General features: G+C 50.7%; 12 protein-coding genes. 10 read left to right on the forward strand and 2 right to left on the reverse strand.

Annotation, left to right across the window (positions count from 1 at the left end):
* Window positions 1-92: 92 nt before the first annotated feature.
* The 10 genes from LOS15_RS01735 (at window position 93) to LOS15_RS01780 (ending at window position 12,874) form a co-directional block, all read left to right on the forward strand.
* The gene (locus LOS15_RS01735; protein WP_263067688.1) at window positions 93-1,565 is read left to right on the forward strand and encodes a biotin carboxylase; all 1,473 of its coding nucleotides are present in this window, start codon (window positions 93-95) and stop codon (window positions 1,563-1,565) included.
* 2 nt (window positions 1,566-1,567) lie between these two features.
* Window positions 1,568-2,605: a C45 family autoproteolytic acyltransferase/hydolase gene (locus tag LOS15_RS01740; RefSeq protein WP_263067689.1), complete on the forward strand. Its 1,038-nt coding sequence runs from the start codon at window positions 1,568-1,570 to the stop codon at window positions 2,603-2,605.
* 63 nt (window positions 2,606-2,668) lie between these two features.
* Window positions 2,669-5,446 (forward strand): aminotransferase class I/II-fold pyridoxal phosphate-dependent enzyme, encoded by a 2,778-nt coding sequence (locus LOS15_RS01745; RefSeq protein WP_263067690.1) that lies wholly within the window; start codon window positions 2,669-2,671, stop codon window positions 5,444-5,446.
* 215 nt (window positions 5,447-5,661) lie between these two features.
* The gene (locus LOS15_RS01750; RefSeq protein WP_263067691.1) at window positions 5,662-7,158 is read left to right on the forward strand and encodes an NAD-dependent succinate-semialdehyde dehydrogenase; all 1,497 of its coding nucleotides are present in this window, start codon (window positions 5,662-5,664) and stop codon (window positions 7,156-7,158) included.
* Between the two features lie 77 nt (window positions 7,159-7,235).
* Entirely contained in the window at window positions 7,236-8,669 is a 1,434-nt protein-coding gene (locus tag LOS15_RS01755) for an aspartate aminotransferase family protein (RefSeq protein ID WP_263067692.1), read from the forward strand.
* 131 nt (window positions 8,670-8,800) lie between these two features.
* Entirely contained in the window at window positions 8,801-9,478 is a 678-nt protein-coding gene (locus LOS15_RS01760; protein WP_263067694.1) for a haloacid dehalogenase type II, read from the forward strand.
* Between the two features lie 25 nt (window positions 9,479-9,503).
* Window positions 9,504-9,959 (forward strand): DUF302 domain-containing protein, encoded by a 456-nt coding sequence (locus LOS15_RS01765; RefSeq protein WP_263067696.1) that lies wholly within the window; start codon window positions 9,504-9,506, stop codon window positions 9,957-9,959.
* An 85-nt stretch (window positions 9,960-10,044) separates the two neighbouring features.
* A complete protein-coding gene (locus LOS15_RS01770; protein ID WP_009721375.1) occupies window positions 10,045-10,392 on the forward strand; it encodes a putative quinol monooxygenase in 348 nt (115 codons plus the stop codon).
* A gap of 53 nt (window positions 10,393-10,445) precedes the next feature.
* Entirely contained in the window at window positions 10,446-10,913 is a 468-nt protein-coding gene (locus LOS15_RS01775) for an S-ribosylhomocysteine lyase (RefSeq protein ID WP_263067699.1), read from the forward strand.
* Window positions 10,914-11,122: 209 nt separating this feature from the next.
* The gene (locus tag LOS15_RS01780) at window positions 11,123-12,874 is read left to right on the forward strand and encodes an HD domain-containing phosphohydrolase (RefSeq protein ID WP_263067701.1); all 1,752 of its coding nucleotides are present in this window, start codon (window positions 11,123-11,125) and stop codon (window positions 12,872-12,874) included.
* 63 nt (window positions 12,875-12,937) lie between these two features.
* Here the strand turns inward: LOS15_RS01780 and LOS15_RS01785 are convergent, their stop codons facing one another.
* Complete coding sequence (locus tag LOS15_RS01785; RefSeq protein WP_263067702.1) at window positions 12,938-15,766, reverse strand: EAL domain-containing protein; 2,829 nt, start codon at window positions 15,764-15,766, stop codon at window positions 12,938-12,940.
* 340 nt (window positions 15,767-16,106) lie between these two features.
* Window positions 16,107-18,089 carry a diguanylate cyclase gene (locus LOS15_RS01790; protein WP_263067704.1) on the reverse strand — a complete coding sequence of 661 codons (1,983 nt, stop codon included), beginning with the start codon at window positions 18,087-18,089 and terminating at the stop codon, window positions 16,107-16,109.
* Between the last annotated feature and the right edge of the window lie 298 nt (window positions 18,090-18,387).

Here is an 18,387-nt window from a genome sequence, read left to right on the forward strand (position 1 = left end):
AATTTAGGCGAATATCGCGATATTTAGCGAAACTCCTAGGCAGCACGAGTTCCACGCAGCCTTCTGTACCAGTCATACAAGGAGCGAAAACAATGAATAAAATAACGTCCATTGCAGATGTCCGTAGGCATTTTCTAAATAATAAAGAGCCGATTTACTTTATTTCTGCGACGAACTTCAACCTTCTAGGTATTGGTGATTGGGTAGGTAGCTTCCGTCATATTAACTATATCGACTGCTTTGAAGGTAAGCAGCGAAATGTCTTCGTGCCTAAACAGAAGTTTTCCCGCGACTTCGAGAGCATTGAAGACATTAATAACTATCTGCTTGAACACAAAGAAGTCATTGATTTCATTCAATCACGAGCCAACAGCGAAAGTGCTGGGGTGGCATCGTTTTTAATGTTCGATGAGCACACTGAAGAAATTTGTGAGCAGTTGGGTCTGCGGGTTGCTTTCCCCCCCGCCGAACTGCGCAAGCGGATGGATAATAAAATTGAGACAGTGCGTATTGGCAACAAAGCTGGCGTGCCCAGCGTGCCCAACGTGTTGGCCAGAGTAGGCAGTTATCAGGAGCTTCTAGAGGTCAGCGAGTCGCTCGGTAACGATTTAGTGGTACAGACCGCGTTTGGCGATTCTGGGCACACCACCTTCTTTATTGCCAGTGAAGAAGACTATTACAAGCATGCTGAAGAGATCGAAGCCGAGCCCGAGGTCAAGATCATGAAGCGCATCAACTGCCGCGGCTCGGCGATAGAAGCTTGTGCCACGCGTTGCGGTACGGTTGTTGGCCCGTTGATGACAGAGCTTGTAGGTTTCAAAACATTGACTCCATATAAAGGCGGTTGGTGTGGCAACGAAATGTTCGCTGGCGCCTTTAGTCAGGAAGTGCGTGATTTAGCGCGCGAATACACCTTTAAGTTTGGTGAGGCACTCCGCGAAGAAGGGTATCGAGGATATTTCGAGCTCGATTTTCTGATCGATATGGATACCAATGAAGTGTATCTAGGCGAACTTAATCCCCGCGTGACAGGGGCAAGCTCCCTGACGAATGTGGCGGCGTTTGCCCACTCCGATATTCCGCTGTTCCTGTTCCACCTGCTTGAATTTTCGGATGTCGATTTTGACCTGGATATCAATGATATCAATGAGCGCTGGGCGCATCCTGAAAGTGTCGACAGCTGGAGCCAGCTGGTTATCAAGCATACCGATGAAAGCGTTGACCTGTTAACTCAGGCGCCTACAACCGGCGTATGGCGCATGAATGATCAGGGCGGGATTGCCTATGATCATTATAGCTATCACCCTCATGCGGCAGAGAACGAGGAGGAAGCCTTTTTTCTGCGCATTAGTGGCGCAGGAGACTTCCGATATGAAGGGGCCGACCTGGGTATTTTGATTACCCGAGGACGGTTAATGGATGATGACTTCCAGTTGAACGAGCGTGCCAAGGCCTGGATAGACGGCATTCGTGGTCAGTACACCGGACAGGCGTTGCAAGATCCAGTGGTGGAGGAAGTTGCCGTTAGCCATGCTATCGGCGGTGGCAACTTTAAAATCCTTTAATCATGGATAGCAACTTTGCTGCAGGCCGAGCGCCTGGTGTGGAGCTGGACAAGGCACTGACGTTTCGCACTGTGCACGAAGAAGTAGCGGGACCAAAATGGCAGTCGTTGTTCCATTACCACTGGCCTGCCTATGAGCCTTGGTATCTGGCCGAAGGTGAGCGCGAGCGTCCCTCTTACTTAGAGTGTCATAACGCTTTACGCAAGCACATGCCCGAACTTCTGGCTACTTACCGCACGCTATGTGAACTCGCTGGTGGAGGAGATCTTTCATCACGGCTACTGAGTTTGTACCGTCCGCCGCCCTATATTACTGGTTGCTCGCAGGCGGTACTAACACGGCCGATATCAACCATGTTGGCACGCAACTACGACTACCCGCCGGAGCTGTGCGAGGGCACTATTCTCTACACTCGATGGAATCAGCGCCGTGTTATTGCCATGTCTGATTGCCTGTGGGGCGTGCTAGACGGGATGAACGATTCAGGACTTGCTGTTTCTCTGGCGTTTGGTGGACGTAAGGTGGTAGGGGATGGATTCGGTGCCCCGATAATACTTCGCTATATCCTTGAGTTCTGCGATACCGTGCCCGAAGCAGCGGCGGTACTGGCGAGAGTGCCTACCCATATGGCCTACAACATTACTGTGGCAGACGCCTCAGGTCGTTATGTCACAGCGATGATTGCTCCTGATTGCCGCGCTAGCATTCGGCGCGTAGCGGTGGCTACTAATCATCAAAAGAAAATTGAGTGGTATGCCCATGCGCTGGCTTCGGAAACCTTGATTCGCGAGCGTCAGCTCTCGATTCTGGTGGACGACGACGCCACCACTGAAGAGCGACTAATTTCAGCTTTCTCCGCTCCCCCTTTGTTTCGCCATGACTATCGGCGCGGCCTGGGCACAGTATATACCGCGGTATATCGCACCAAGGAAAGACTTACTCAGTTTCGTTGGCCCGGTAGAGTGTTGGATTTGAACTTCGACGTGTTTCCTGAAGAGCAAATTACCGTTCGCTATGGCTCACGTGGGCTGTACGGCTGATTTAGCACTATTGCTGAGGAAGTGTCTTTTCCAGATAAATACCTACAAAGGATGGGTGTCGTCATGCAAGAGAATAATTCAACCGAAACTTCCTACACCGCCCTGGGTTTTTATCACAAAATTTCCCAACTTCGTGCTGATACCTGGAATGAGCTTAAGCGTGATCTGGGTATTTTGATGCGCCTTAAAGAAGAGGATCGCGCCAAGAACTTGATTAAAGCTATCGACATCAAGTTGACACGCTTAGAAATTATTGAGGATTACCACGCATTTCCATCCAAAGAGGATTTTCGCCACCTTTGGACGCTATTTAATCGCGGCGAATATGCGCTGCTGGATAAAGTTGTTAAGCGTTTAGTAAGAGCCTTGATCAGTGAGTCTTATCGTCGACGACATGTGGATCTCTCTGAGACAGATGCCGGTGCTGAAGACATGGAGGCACTGGACGCGCTTAATCAACTTCGCCGCGGGCATCCGGCTTCCAATAGCTCGGCGCAACCTTACTTTGAACTGCTGATCGTAGATAATCTTTCTAACCAAGAAGAAGACGTGGTACGTGAAGCATTTCACAACATGCGTCGCCCTGAAGATCGCTTTGTTTACGATGTTGTAACGGTAAAAAGCTTTGAAGATGCGTTGATTGCCGTATTGGTGAATCCTAATATACAGGCATGCCTGATTCGCTACGAGTTTCCGTACAAGTCCAAGTATAACCTCAGTGCTTTGCGTAATTATCTAGAAGGTCTCTCAGAAAATGAGCTGGAGCACCATAGCGAAGCTGAGCGCAGTATTCTGCTGAGTTCGATGATTCATGAGCTGCGCCCAGAAATTGATCAATTTCTAGTGACGAGTGGTGATGTTGAAGCCACGGCAAGCCGAGATATTAAGCACTTCAACCGTATTTTCTACCGTGAAACGGACTATATCGAGCAGCATCATACGATTCTACGCGCCATTGATAATCGCTATCGCACACCGTTTTTTGATGCTCTGCGTGAATACAGTAGAAAGCCCACTGGGGTGTTTCATGCCATGCCCATTTCCAGGGGCAAGTCGGTGACTCGATCCCACTGGGCAGGGCACATGATCGACTTCTACGGCATTAATATTTTTCTGGCAGAAACATCAGCAACATCGGGGGGGCTAGACTCGCTGTTGCAACCGTTCGGGCCAATCAAGAAGGCTCAAGAGTACGCTGCCCGAGCCTTTGGAGCTCGTCGTAGTTTCTTTGTAACCAATGGCACGTCCACGGCTAATAAAATTGTGGTACAGGCGCTTATTAAGCCGCGAGACATTGTGCTGATCGACCGTGACTGTCACAAATCGCATCATTACGGCATGGTGTTAGCCGGTGCACATGTCAGTTATCTAGACTCCTATCCACTTGATGACTATTCCATGTACGGTGCGGTGCCGCTGCATGAAATAAAGAAAACGCTGCTCGCCTACAAGCGCTCCGGCGAACTTCACAAGGTGAAGATGTTGTTGCTGACCAACTGCACCTTCGATGGCATTGTGTATAACGTGCGCCGGGTGATGGAAGAGTGCTTGGCGATTAAACCAGATCTGGTTTTTCTTTGGGATGAAGCATGGTTTGCCTTCGCTGGTTTTAACCCGACGTATCGGCCACGTACCGCCATGAATGCGGCACGGACGTTGCGAGATCGTTACCGCAGTGAGAGTTATCGGGAAGAGTATGCGGCTTGGAAAGCCGAGTTCGATAAGCTCGATCCAGAAGATGACGCTACATGGCTTGACCAGCGATTGATGCCCGACCCGGATGAAGTACGTATTCGCACTTATGCGACTCACTCAACCCACAAAACGCTGACCTCGTTACGCCAAGGCTCAATGATTCACGTGTGGGATCAAGATTTTCGTCAGAAAGTGGAGGCTTCTTTCCATGAAGCCTACATGACTCACACTTCTACTTCGCCCAATTATCAGATTGTGGCATCGCTGGATGTGGGAAGAATGCAGGCGGAAATGGAAGGGTTCGAACTGGTGCATGCTCAGGTAGAAACGGCGCTTTCGTTACGCGAACAGCTTTACACCCATCCCTTGCTGCAGAAGTATTTCCGCGTATTGAAGAATAGCGACATGGTGCCCGAAGCCTATAGAGAGTCGGGTGTCGAGTCCTATTTTGACCCTGTGACGGGCTGGAACAAAATGGAGGAAGCCTGGGCGCGAGACGAGTTTGTTGTTGATCCTTCACGTGTCACGATTGCCATCGGCAATACTGGTGTTGATGGCGATACATTCAAAAATGAATACCTGATGAATAAGTACGGTATTCAAATTAACAAAACGTCCCGCAACACCGTACTGTTTATGACCAATATCGGTACTACACGGGGTTCTATTGCCTACCTGCTGGATGTGCTGATCAAATTGGCGAAAGAGTTCGAATATCGCTTGGAAGACAGTAGCCGCCCTGAACGCAAGATTATCGAGAACCAGGTGCACTCGCTGAATCATGATTTGCCGCCCCTGCCTGACTTCAGTCGTTTCCACGATGCCTTCCGGCCGAATCCCGATACGCCTCAGGGCGATATTCGCTGTGCTTACTTTTTAAGTTACGACGAAGAGAATACTGAATACTTACGCTTCGATAATGGTAAGTTGCAGGCGCAGATGCGTGCTGGTCGCGATGTTGTATCGGCAAGTTTTGTCATCCCTTATCCGCCAGGATTTCCGGTATTGGTACCAGGGCAGGTCATCAGCGAAGAAATCTTATCGTTTCTTCAGGCGCTGGATGTCACTGAGATCCATGGCTACCGGCCGGAGTTAGGACTAGTGGTATTTACTGAGGAAGCCTTGATTAACCCCGCAGCAGGTTAAATGCAGCAGATTAAATAGAGGCCTGCCAAAAAAAAGCACTGTAAAGATAGCTTTCACAAAAAAAGCGCCGGAATTATCCGGCGCTTTCAAAAACACTTCGTGACCACTCTCCCTTACTCTATGGACATCGAATCAGCTCGGCTGTTAAGCCGAGCGATTCATCTTTTTTATCACGGTTTGTTGCCCGCTTTTGGCTGCAACCTGGGGAGGTGCCCATGACCACATTATCGACCACGCTTGCGAAACGCCTGGAAGATCCACGCCTTTTCCGGCAGTACGCCTACGTAGACGGAAAGTGGACCCATGGCGAAGGCGGCCGCGAAGAAGCGGTGTATGACCCCGCGACTAACGAAGCCATTGGGCATATCCCGCTGCTGGAAGCCAGCCAAATAACCGCGGCGGTAGATGCTGCAGAAGAGGCGTTTACACATTGGCGTGCCTTACGTGCTGATGAGCGCTGCGAACGGCTGCTTGCTTGGTACGATCTCATCCAAGCGAATCGCGAAGACCTAGCGACCATCATGACTCTGGAACAGGGCAAGCCGTTGCCCGACGCCCGTGGTGAGGTGCAGTATGGCGCGAGCTTTGTGCGTTGGTTTGCCGAAGAGGGCAAACGCACCTATGGCGAGACCATTCCCAGCCACATTCCCAATGCATCGCTTGGCACCATTAAAGAGCCGGTGGGGATCGCCGCGATGATTACGCCCTGGAACTTCCCACTGGCGATGATTACCCGCAAAGCTGCCGCAGCGCTTGCCGCCGGCTGCCCGGTAATCGTCAAACCTGCCAATGAAACGCCGTTTTCAGCGCTGGCGCTCGCTGAGCTGGCTGAGCGTGCGGGGATTCCGGCAGGAATTTTTAACGTCGTGCTGGGCGAGCCTGCTGAAGTTTCCAAGATTCTGTGCAGCGAGCCGCGTATTCGTGCGCTGTCGTTCACCGGCTCCACCCGCGTGGGCCGTCTGCTGATTGAGCAGAGTGCAAACACCGTTAAGCGCCTCTCGCTTGAACTAGGCGGCAATGCGCCGTTTATCGTTGGACCGGATATGGATCCTAAAGAGGCGGCTTTCGCGGCTATCGACGCCAAATTCCAGACTGCCGGGCAGGATTGCCTGGCCGCTAACCGCATTCTGGTTCACGAGTCGATTCACGATGAGTTCGTTGAATATTTCAAAGAGCGCATGGCGGCCCTCACCGTGGGGAATGGCTTACAGAGCGAAATTGACCTTGGCCCGCTCATTCACCGCCAAGCGGTTGAAAAAGCAGCCGCCATTGTTGATGACGCTATTTCCAAAGGCGCCACCGTCAGCGGCGGCGATCAAAGCCAAGCGCCCGGCGAGAACTTCTTTATGCCCGTCATGCTGACAGGTGTAACGCCGCAAATGAAAGTATGGCGGGAAGAGAACTTTGCGCCTGTCGCCGGTATTACCGCTTACAGCACCGATGACGAAGTGATCGAGATGGCCAACGACACCGAGTACGGCTTGGCAGCGTATATTTACACTCACGATATCCGTCGTATTTGGAAGCTGATGCGCGCGCTGGAGTACGGCATGGTCAGCGTCAACTCCGTGAAGATGACCGGCCCGCCGGTGCCCTTCGGCGGCGTCAAACAGTCAGGCCTTGGCCGTGAAGGCGGCGCGACGGGTATCGATGAATACCTGGAAACGAAGTACTACTGCCTGGGGGCGCTGGGTTCCGTATCGGGTAGCTAGTGATTGTTCAAAAAAGAACCTGCTAATTTAAAATACCCTCCCCGCTATGGGGAGGTTTATCGTACAGAGAGAACGCTATGAGCTTGCATCAGGATTTGATCGAACGCGACCGTAAAGTCACTTTTCACGCCTCAACCCACCTACGCGATTTCGCCCATGGCGATTCGCCGGGCCGCGTGATTACCGGTGGTAAAGGTATCAATATCGTGGATAAAGATGGCCGTGAATTTATCGACGGCTTTGCCGGCCTGTACTGCGTCAATATCGGCTACGGGCGGACGGAAGTAGCGGAAGCAATCTATAAGCAGGCCCTAGAACTGTCTTACTACCACACCTACGTGGGCCACTCTAACGAGCCGCAGATTGAGCTTTCAGAGCGCATTCTGAAGATCGCGGGCATGAACATGTCCAAGGTCTACTACGGCATGTCCGGCTCAGACGCCAACGAAACCCAGCTCAAAATTGTGCGCTACTACAACAACGTACTGGGCCGCCCGCAGAAGAAAAAAGTTATCTCGCGCATGCGCGGCTACCACGGTTCCGGCATTGCCTCTGGCTCATTAACCGGCCTTAAAGCGTTTCATGATCACTTTGATCTGCCAATCGACACTATTCGTCACACCGAAGCGCCGCACTACTACCTGCGCGCTGCTGAGCAGCACGGCATGACGGAGCTTGAGTTCTCAGCCCACTGCGCCGGGAAGCTGGAAACGATGATTTTGGAAGAAGGCCCGGACACCGTTGCCGCCTTTATCGGTGAGCCTGTGCTCGGCACGGGTGGCATTGTGCCGCCGCCGGAAGGCTACTGGGAAGCGATTCAGCCGGTACTGGAAAAATACGACGTGCTGTTGATTGCTGACGAAGTGGTGTGTGGCTTTGGCCGCACCGGCTCTGACTTTGGCAGCCACCACTACAACATGAAGCCTGATCTGGTCACCATCGCCAAAGGCCTGACCAGCGCGTACCAGCCGCTGTCGGGTGTAATTGTTGGCGATAAAGTGTGGAAAGTGCTGGAGCAGGGCACCGGTGAGTTTGGCCCCATCGGCCACGGCTGGACCTACTCAGGCCACGCCCTAGGCTGTGCGGCGGGCCTTGCCAACCTGGATATCATCGAGCGTGAAAACCTCGTGGGCAACGCGGCGGAAACCGGTGCTTACTTCCAGCAGCAGCTTAAAGCCAACTTTGAAAGCCATCCGCTGCTGGGTGACGTGCGCGGCGTTGGCCTGATGGCCGCGCTGGAGTTCTCACCAGACGCCAAGCAGCGCCTGCACTTCGACCCCGCTCTGAAAGTTGGCCCGCGGGTGGCGGCAGCGGCGATGGAAGAGAACCTGATTGCCCGCGCCATGCCCCAAGGCGATATTCTTGGCTTTGCGCCGCCGCTCACCATCAATCGTGGAGAAGTAGATGAAATGATAGGCCGTGCCAAACGTGCCATTGATCGTGTCACCGATGAGTTGGTGCGCTCTGGCGACCTGAAAACGGGTCAACAGGAAGCGGCCTTGACGATTTAATAGCGCTTAATGCTCTCTACGCCGCTGCCAATATCGCAGCGGCGTTTTTGTTTTTGATGGGGGCAGCTATGCTAAATGCATGAGATTGCCTATCTCCAACGATTTTTCAGCCCACTAGACCAGGAGTGATCATGCAACCGGTACTTGCCTTTGATGTATATGGCACGCTGATTGATACCCATGGCGTTACCATTGAGCTGGAGCGTAGGTTGCGCGACGCTCAGCAGGCGGGTGAGTTCGCTAAACGCTGGCGGGAGAAGCAGCTTGAATACAGCTTTCGCCATGGGTTGATGGGTGCCTACGTACCGTTTTCGGAGTGTACCCGAGAAGCGCTTGTATTTACCGACCGCGCGATGCAAACCGGTCTTTCTGATCATGATCAAGACCACTTAATGGCCGTGTATGCCGAATTACCCGCATTTCCTGATGTGGTGCCTGCCCTTGATCAACTTCGCGATGCCGGTATTCGCTGTGTGGCATTTTCCAATGGCACCCAAGAGGCCGTCACTAAACTGCTTGCTCGGGCAGGCGTGGAGAGCCACATGGACGCTGTCGTCAGCGTCGATGACGTAAAACGCTTCAAGCCTGATCCTGCAGTTTACGCCTATTTACGCAGCCGGCTAGAGGTCCGGCCAGAGCATACCTGGCTGATTTCCAGCAACCCCTTTGACGTGATTGGGGCCATTCATGGAGGGCTGCGCAGTGCCTGGATAAGGCGTCAAGCTGACGCGCCATTTGATCCATGGGGTGGGGAGCCCGATATGACCGTCGCTGATCTTGAAATTTTCGCCGACCGTTTACTCAAATAACCTACCCTAGCGCGAAGGAGATAGTATGCGTTTTACTTACTACGCTTTAGCCGCCGCTGCATTAACTCTTGCCCAACCTGCTCTGGCCTCTTCTTCCATGGGGATTGAGCATGTCAACAGTGAGCACTCATTCGAGCAAGTGACCGATCAACTAAGCTCGACACTTGCAGAAAAAGGGCTGACGCTGGTCGCCAGCATCGACCATGCTCAAAATGCCGCTAATAACGAGCTATCGTTGCCTGCCACCACGACGTTTATTTTCGGCAACCCTAATGTTGGCACCCCGATGATGCAGTGCCAGGGCAGCGTTGCGTTAGATTTGCCGCAAAAAATGGTTGTGCGCGAAACAGGGGAGGGCGTACGCATCGAATGGAATGCCCCGCAATATCTTGCCGAACGTCATCAGTTGGAGACGTGCGATCTACCACTTGATGACGTGGCTAATGTATTACGTGACGTGGCTGAAAGTGCCGCCCAGTAGTCGCTTGAACGCAGCAGCTTAAAGGCTGTCAATATGCCCAGTGGCCGCGCATAATAATGGCCGTTTAATCAGTTAGGATGTCAGCATGTCGGAAAAAATCTACTGTATCGCCAGTTTTAAGCCTAAAGCCGGTAAGGAAGAGGCGGTATTTAAAGCGTTACAGAGCCTGGAACCGAATACGCATCGCGAAGATGCTTGTATTCATTACACTGTGACTCGGCAGATTGATAACCCGTTTGCTCAAGGCACTAGCTACCCGATCGTATTTCACGAGATTTGGGCTAGCCGTGAAGAGTTTGAAGCCCATTGCCAGCGCAAAGAGATTCAAGATTTTTTCGCTAAGCACGTCGAGTCACCCGATGGCGATATTGAAGATGCCAACGTGTGTGTTTATACCGATGAGCCATGGAATTTTGACGCTCCCAAGGTGTGAAACCGGCAAGCGCTTAGAATACATTTGCGAAACATCAAGATAGCGGAGCCAATATGACCGAAAAGAAAATGAACGTTGAAAGCTTTAATCTGGACCATACCAAGGTAAAAGCACCTTACGTGCGTTTGGCTGATATTAAAGAAGGCCAAAATGGCGATCGTATCCATAAGTACGATCTGCGTATCTGCCAGCCCAATAAAGAGCACATGGAGATGCCTGCGTTGCACTCTTTGGAGCACTTGATGGCTGAAATGTCACGCAACCATACGGATAAAGTGGTCGATATAAGCCCGATGGGCTGCCAAACCGGCTTCTATATCGCGCTGATCAACCATGATGATTACGACAATGTGATTAATATCATCGAGCAAACGCTCAATGACATACTCACTGCGACGGAAGTACCTGCCTGCAATGAGTTGCAGTGCGGCTGGGCCGCAAGCCATAGCCTGGAAGGTGCTCAAGAGCTTGCCAAGGCCCTGCTGGCCAAGCGTAGTGAATGGACCAGCGTGTTCGCGTAAGCAAAGCGAATACGACAATAACCTCAACGCCTCCGTGCTGTTAGTAGCGGCACGGAGGTGTTTTGTTAAATGATGATATTTAGATTTTTTGGGAGTCGTGTATTTGTTGATAAAATAAGTCTTTATAGCTATTTTTAATAATGTGTAACCCTTAGTTTTAGAGGTTCATTGCCCCACCAATATAAGTACAACGTATATGGGGATTAACTATGCACACCCTCTACAAAAGCAAGAATCCGTCCGCTAAAGTTCTACAAACGTTTATCAATCACGAGTATGAGCTTTGCATCTATGCCAAAAATGTACCTAATACATTAGCGGCTGAAGTGGTGGGGCTTAGCCTGGATAGTGGGCAACTACTGCTAAAGGTAGAGACCCAGGGGGAGGAAATAGAGCATTATTTCGAGGAAGAGTGCATTAATTTTGATATTGAGGCACTTCATCCCTATGAGTTAAATGATATCAAAGGTGCGGTTAGACGCGACGCCTATAGTATTAGCAATGTCCCCGCTGTGGCAAAAAAGCTCAATGCGGGTGCTTGTCAGTTATCTTGCCAGCTACCCCCCTCCGTCTTTTTAGTAGAGCACCGAGGCACTGCCAGAATTCCCTTCATTTTAGGAATGAGCGCGCGGGTAAATATTGAAGTTTATAGCAACGGGTTAGTCGTTAACGGCTCTCTGCGTAATATCTCAGTAGGTGGCTGCTTAGTCGATATTAGTGTTGAGGATAGTAATGCGTTAACCGTTGATCTTTTGCTGCCTGGAGTGACCATTGAGTTTCCAAACGGTACATATTTTCATTCAAAAGCGTTACTGCGCCACATGCGTCCCTTTGGTCACCACGGCTATGCCGCGCTTGGGCTTCAGTTTGAGGAGCTAGACCCACAACAAACAGAGGAGATTTTTCACTTGGTCTCCGAAGTGGAGCGCGAAGCTGCCTATCGCTCAGGTATTAACGATAAAATAGTGAGCCATTCGTATCTTTTTCTACCTGGTACAAAAGAGAAAACGATGCTTCGCCGTGAAGAGCAGGGTTTGGAAAAGCGCAAACGTCAATCATCTATACAGCGGGGGATTTTGGACTTAGCGCATCAGCTTCAATATGCGCTTATGTATATTAAAAGCCGTAGTCACTTTCCTGAAAAAACACTCTATGACTGTGCTGAAACGGTACTTTATTTGGTTAGGCAGGATAGGAAGTCCGCGCTTTACGCGCTTACTTTTTTGCACAATGAGCCTGACTGGGCAAGGCACGCAATACGCGTCGCCATGCAAACTGCTGACATGATGCTGTTAAGAGATGCCCACTCAAAGAGCGTTAGGGAAGTGGTCATGGGCGCGCTCATGCATACCATGGGTAAACCTTTGATGGTCAGCGAAGAGATACCTTCTTTAAAAGAGAGCATGAACACGCGTCAGAAGCAGCTGTTAAAACAGCATGTCAATGTGCTGCTAGAAAAGCTGACTGCACTGAGTTGGGTGCCAAGCGAGATATGCGAAGATGTGATGATACATGCGAACGAGCGTTTGGATGGCGCTGGGTATCCCAGAGGTTTGAAAGGTGAGCAGTTATCAGATGTCGTTAAGCTCATATCTATCATTAAAGCGGTGGATAAGTTAACCCATACGCGCAACGGCACCCCGCCCCGCGCCCCTTTAGATGCGTATCGAATTATCAATGAGCAGCACGGCAGTTATGATAAAACAGTGTTAGTAGAGTATATCCAGTGTTACGGCCTTTATCCTATAGGCAGCTTGGCTAAGTTTTCAGGTGGGTTTTTAGCGTGGATAATGGATGTTGATAATAAGGGAATGCCAGTAAAAGTCGAAGTAGTTAAAAATTTAACGTTTAAAGATACTAATATTGATACGGTTTTAAACGAGAGTGACTTTGATCAAATTGGCAGGCTAGAAGGAGTGGTCAACCCTGATGACTATGGCATTACGTTTGCAAAAATGTGATTTCAGCGATTGATGCACACGCCCCTGCTTAAGCACGTTAGGGGCATGTGGAAAGGCGGTACATCAGCGTGGTGCTAGCCATTTTTTCATAAACTCATCACCGGGCAGAGGTTTGTCGTACCAATAGCCTTGTCCCTCTTGGCAGCCCATTTCAAGCAGGGCGGTGGCTAGCTCGCAAGACTCGACACCTTCGGCAACCGTGACCATACCAAGACTATGTGCCATCGCAATAATGGTTGCCACGATAGTACGATCGTGATGGTTGTTTAGCATGTCGAGAATAAACGACATATCAATTTTAAGTTTGTCGGCTGAAAAGCGTTTTAAATACGCCAGCGATGAGTAGCCTGTACCAAAATCATCAATGGCGAGCCCATAGCCAGCCTCTTTAAGAGTTTGTGTTATCGCCACGGCTTCTTCTGGAGCTTCCATAAAGCCACTTTCAGTTAGCTCAAGACAAATCTGTGAGGGTGTAACGCCATGGGCAGTACATTTGTGTTGCAGGTTGTCGATAAGTCGAGGGTCTTCGAAGTGGCGAGAGGCAATATTAATCGCTATTTGTCCGGGCATGGTGTGCCCTTCCAACTGCCAAACGGCTAACTGGCGAAAAACCTCATTAATCACCCAGTTGCCCAGTGGGATGATAAGGCCGCGCTCTTCTGCTAAGGGGATAAACTCATTCGGCCCAACGGCGCCTAGCACGGGGTCGTACCAGCGACAAAGCGCCTCTGCACCGGTTAGCTGGCCAGTTTTAAAATCAATTTGTGGTTGATAATGAAGGCTTAACGACCCATTGACGAGCGCTTCAGAGAGCCGCTTGGCCATATCCAGCCGTGAAGCAAGTGCGACCCCCATTTGGGCTTCAAAAAACAGGTAAGGTAATTTTTGTTGCTTGGCTTGGTACATAGCAATGTCAGCGTGTTTGAGGAGTTCGCGGGCGCTGCCAGCGTCATCCGGATATAACGCAACGCCAATGCTGACTTCTAATTCAAAGCTTTGACCATCGATGACCAGAGGGTCAGCCAGAGAGTGCAGCAAGCACTCTGCCGTATGGGTAAGCAAACCCTGAGAGTTTGGTTCAAGCAGCACCACAAACTCATCGCCCCCCAAACGCGCCAGGTACTCATTATCCTTAAGCGATCGCTGGAAAGCCGCTGCTACCGCTTTTAATACTTTATCGCCAACATCGTGACCTTGGGTATCGTTGATCTCTTTAAAGTGGTTCAAATCGAGCAGCATTAGGCCTAATTGGTGGCCATGTTCTACCGCATGGTTAAAGCTGTTTTCCAAGCGCCGCATAAACGCAGTACGATTTGGCAGCCCGGTGCCTATATCGTAGAAAGCTAGTTGACGAATATGCGCTTCATCTTTTTGACGCGCCAGCTCAGCGGTGACTCCAGAGGCGAAGATTTGCAGAACGCTGGACACTAATTCAGTGTCGTGTAGTGGTTCCCGATACATCACGCCTAACAGCCCAACGGCTTTGCCCTCATTGTTGTCTAACCGACGACCTGCATAGGCACGCACCCAATGAAGCGCCTCACGACCTTCCACTGGTAGGGATTGCCCCGCGCCATCAGCGACAATACATTCGCTATTAGCCAATACCTTTTCACAGGGGGAGCCTGGTAGCGTGTAGGTAAAATTGGCCTGAGGCTCGCCGTCAATCACTACTGCCAGAGTATCTGCACGACTGGGGGCATCAGCATTGAGCTGTGCAATAAACGCCAAGTCGGCGCCTAATGCATCCGCCATGTGATGCGTTAGCTGATCAAGAAACTCGCCACCTGTGCGCGCAGAAACAGCCAGCGTGATTTTGAGAACGGCACGCTGGATGCGTTGCTGTGCCGCTTTACTACGCAGCGTATCAATCCCAAAGGCGATATTACCCGCTAGCGCGTTAAGCAGTTGTAATTCATCATCATCAAATGGTTGAATCTCCGACTTGTAGAGCGTTAACAGACCATAACATTGGTCGTGACACTCAAGCGGTAGGCATACCACGCTGCGTAAATGGCAGGCTAACGCGATATCTTTTAGCGTGCTGAAGGCTGGATGATGCGCCATATCCGCGAGCTGGATAGGCGTGCAGCTGCCTGCTTCGGTATGCTCAATGTGGGGAGATGTTGCATAGAACTTCCCAAACGCCTCCACAATAGGAGATAAATAATGGCTTGCTTTACCAGCAGCGGCTTGGGGAGTGATGACATCTCTATTGCCTGGCTGAGAATAGCCGATCCAAGCCATTGAGAACCCGCCAATCGCAATCGCTTGCTGACAAATAGTGTCAAATAGCGCCTGTTCGCTGCTGGCATGTGTGATGACCTGATGGCTTTGGCTTAATAGCTGTAGCGCTTGCCGTTTGTACAGCGTGCGCTGTTGCTGCCGCCGCTTTTTTTCTAGCCGGGTAATCTCTACCGCTATATTCACCGAGGCAAGGCGTAGGACTTCCACTGGATATTGGGAGTTTTTAACCGGGCTTGCGTTAGCAGCGGCGACAAACCCTGTGCTGCCTCTTTGAGAGTTCACAGACGAGGGCAGAGAGAAAGAAACACTCAAATAGGCATGAGCATCTAGCGAGGTGAGGAGCTGGTTCTTCGGAAAGCGCTGTGCCGCGCTTTCAGGAATATGAATAAAGTCTGAAGTGTCCGAAGCGCTAATCGGCAAATCATCTAATTTAAAAGTGATGTTATGTTGTAGCTTGCCTTTCGACCACAGGGCCAATGTAGTGGCTTGTTGGCTCTCATCAATACGCCCGATGATCAGGTGATCAACTGCCAGCGACGCGCCTAATGCGGCGGCAACTTGCTCAAAATAGCCCTCACCTTGGGCCTGAGAGAGCGCATTGGCGAGGTGATGAAAAATATTAGCGTCTGAAAACTGGCGGTTCATTCATTATCCTAAGAATTTTTATGTAAACGCCAATGTGCGTATTAATAATCTCATTGCTTAAATGGGTAGAGGCTGCTTCTGCTAGTTAAGATGCAGCTAACTTTTAGGCGCTGTTTATTAAGTTTTTTATCAGCTGCCTATGGCGAGCGGAAATTATAAAATTAACGCTAAATGCCTAGATAAACGAAAGATGTAGAAAGTAGCGTCAGCAGGGCGAATGCGGTGACTTTTTAGACCGTTGCTATTATGGCGATGATATCACGTTAGGCAAAAAGGCTTAAAAAAATTTCACCGGTAGTGCCAGGCAGCTGCCTTATGGCAATTTAAAACGCTTGTTAGATTAAACGTCTTGCCAGTGGGACTGGTTGCGCCCTGCTTTTTTTGCGATGTAAAGCCCTTGATCGGCGCGCTTGATCGCGGGTTTTAGCAACGTTTCATTGATGCTAACAAGGGTAACGCCTAACGAAGCGGTATAAGAAACAACGCTCTTGGTGATGTTACTTATCTCATCAGATGTTAACTCAACGGGTGTGCGCTCTACCGCGTGGCGTAGGCGCTCCGCCACCTGCATGGCTTGCCCAGCGGTAGCGTTGGGTAGCAATATAGCAAATTCCTCTCCTCCCATGCGGCATAGCACATCGCCGTCACGCAGCTGGGCGCGTGCCGTTGCGGCGAAGGCTTGTAGTACCTTATCGCCGCCATCGTGGCCATAGGTGTCGTTAATATGTTTGAAATGGTCTAGGTCAATTGCGATCAAGCTAAGTGGTTCACCACTACGTTGCGCGCGGGCAATCTCCATAGCAGCCTGATCCTCTAAAAAACGCCGGTTGCCAAGACCTGTCAGTGCATCTGTCATTGCCTGCTGCTCTAGGCGGGACTCTAGCTGCTTGCGTTCGCTCAAATCGAAGACGGTGGTGCGGGTATACTGAAAACCCTCTTCGGTCACATGTGCAGTGGCTAAGATAGCCACTGGCAACATGGTATCATCGCGTTTTAGCAGCGCGCACTCAGCCGAGGCCGCTTGTTCCATGTTAATCATTTGCTGAAACGCTGCATCGAAGGCCGGTCGGGTATCGGGGGTAATAAAATCCCGATACAACCGTTTACCGATGAGCTCCTCGGCGCAATAGCCTAGCCAGTTAAGCTCCGTACGGTTGATTTTGACGATATAGCCTTGGCTATCTAAAGAGTGGTAGCCACAAGGGGCATTTTCGTAAAGATCCTTCACTTCGCTAGCGTAATGCCGCGCTTCACGCCTTAACCGCCGCAGGCGATGGGTGCTAAGTGCCCAAAAAAGACTAAAAGCGATAGCCAGTAGGTAAACCAGTATCGTCGCAAGGAGTTGCGTTGGGCTTTCCAATATTAGCCCTTTCAAGCTGGGCTTGGTCATCACAATGCCTAGCCGCCAGGGCTGAGAGTCAGGGTGGCTGGTTACCATCCCCGCTTGGCTGCGGTAGTGATGCGTCCGAATATCATGGCTTAAAAACCATAAAAGCTGATTGTCAATGGTGATGTCGCCACGATTGCGCCGTGCCATTTTCTGCCACGCGTCAGGCCACAGTTCTGTTAGGGTATCGTTAAAAGGTATTAGCCCTTCGCTACTGTCGGGCAATAGGCCAGTGCCCCGCGCATCGACCAACAGCACCTGGGGGATGTTGGCTGTGACAGTCGACCAGTCGAGTGTCAATAGCAGCACGCCGAGGCGGTTCCCCATGTTATCGAACACGGGGGTAGCGATATCGATGACCGGCGTGGTTGTGAGGGTGGTGCTGGTGCCGTATGTCGCGCTGTGTGATTGGGCGCCTAAATAAGGGGGCGATACGTACAAGTCACGTTGCTGCAGTGCCATTGCTTCGTTAAAGGCGGCGTTAGCGGTGTAAGTTGTCAGTGGAGCATCCGGCAATAGCGTGGACGTGTTGACGGAAAGCAACCCTTTGCCCTCTGTATCAATAAGTACTACACGCGTATAGCGTCCAAAATGCACTAACAGCGTGTTAAAGAGGTCGTTTAGCTGCTCTGCGAAGCGTGAAAGTTTTTGGTTTTGAACATCATTCGGAAAAGCAGAAAGGGACGCCCGTTGGTGGGCCACTAACATTAGACGCAGTAACGGAACTTCTGCGGTGGCAAGAACCTGGTTAAAACTGTCGTTCATATCTTGCAACAGGGTAGCGTACTTGGCCTCCAGCAAGGCATCGGCGGTCACACGTGTTCTTTCCAGCTGGGTGTCTAGCTGTGCGTTAAACATAGGGTAGAGTGTTGCCGTCACTAACATAATGGGTGTGAAAATAGCGACGGCTAATCGGGCCCACAGCGTTTTGAGCATCAGCGGTGAAACCTCGTATAGCGTAACAACCAGCGCACCTCACGCTGCATAATGCGGCTGGGATGACGTGTGTCGAAAAGGGGGTGTGTTGATGGTGGCGCAGTATCGTCCATCATGCGTCGAACGTCATCAAGAAAATGATAAACAGAACAACAACTTTCACTACAGCTGCTGTTAGCTGTAGTGGCGATGCGTGTCGGTAGGTTAAGCGAACAAACATTAGTCAAAAACTAATATTCTCTTAGTGACTATTTTAATAACAAATACGCTTATGATAGCCATGCTTTTGTTGTGTAAA

It is taken from the genome of Halomonas sp. 7T (assembly GCF_025643255.1).
In the GTDB taxonomy this organism is placed as follows: domain Bacteria; phylum Pseudomonadota; class Gammaproteobacteria; order Pseudomonadales; family Halomonadaceae; genus Vreelandella.

What these genes read in the sequence shown, in the direction of transcription:
- LOS15_RS01775 (WP_263067699.1), top strand. Translation starts at nt 10,446, where the DNA reads ATGACCGAAAAGAAAATGAACGTTGAAAGCTTTAATCTGGACCATACC.
- LOS15_RS01755 (WP_263067692.1), top strand. Translation starts at nt 7,236, where the DNA reads ATGAGCTTGCATCAGGATTTGATCGAACGCGACCGTAAAGTCACTTTT.
- LOS15_RS01745 (WP_263067690.1), top strand. Translation starts at nt 2,669, where the DNA reads ATGCAAGAGAATAATTCAACCGAAACTTCCTACACCGCCCTGGGTTTT.
- LOS15_RS01765 (WP_263067696.1), top strand. Translation starts at nt 9,504, where the DNA reads ATGCGTTTTACTTACTACGCTTTAGCCGCCGCTGCATTAACTCTTGCC.
- LOS15_RS01790 (WP_263067704.1), bottom strand. Translation starts at nt 18,089, where the DNA reads ATGCTCAAAACGCTGTGGGCCCGATTAGCCGTCGCTATTTTCACACCC.
- LOS15_RS01780 (WP_263067701.1), top strand. Translation starts at nt 11,123, where the DNA reads ATGCACACCCTCTACAAAAGCAAGAATCCGTCCGCTAAAGTTCTACAA.
- LOS15_RS01740 (WP_263067689.1), top strand. Translation starts at nt 1,568, where the DNA reads ATGGATAGCAACTTTGCTGCAGGCCGAGCGCCTGGTGTGGAGCTGGAC.
- LOS15_RS01735 (WP_263067688.1), top strand. Translation starts at nt 93, where the DNA reads ATGAATAAAATAACGTCCATTGCAGATGTCCGTAGGCATTTTCTAAAT.
- LOS15_RS01770 (WP_009721375.1), top strand. Translation starts at nt 10,045, where the DNA reads ATGTCGGAAAAAATCTACTGTATCGCCAGTTTTAAGCCTAAAGCCGGT.
- LOS15_RS01785 (WP_263067702.1), bottom strand. Translation starts at nt 15,766, where the DNA reads ATGAACCGCCAGTTTTCAGACGCTAATATTTTTCATCACCTCGCCAAT.
- LOS15_RS01760 (WP_263067694.1), top strand. Translation starts at nt 8,801, where the DNA reads ATGCAACCGGTACTTGCCTTTGATGTATATGGCACGCTGATTGATACC.
- LOS15_RS01750 (WP_263067691.1), top strand. Translation starts at nt 5,662, where the DNA reads ATGACCACATTATCGACCACGCTTGCGAAACGCCTGGAAGATCCACGC.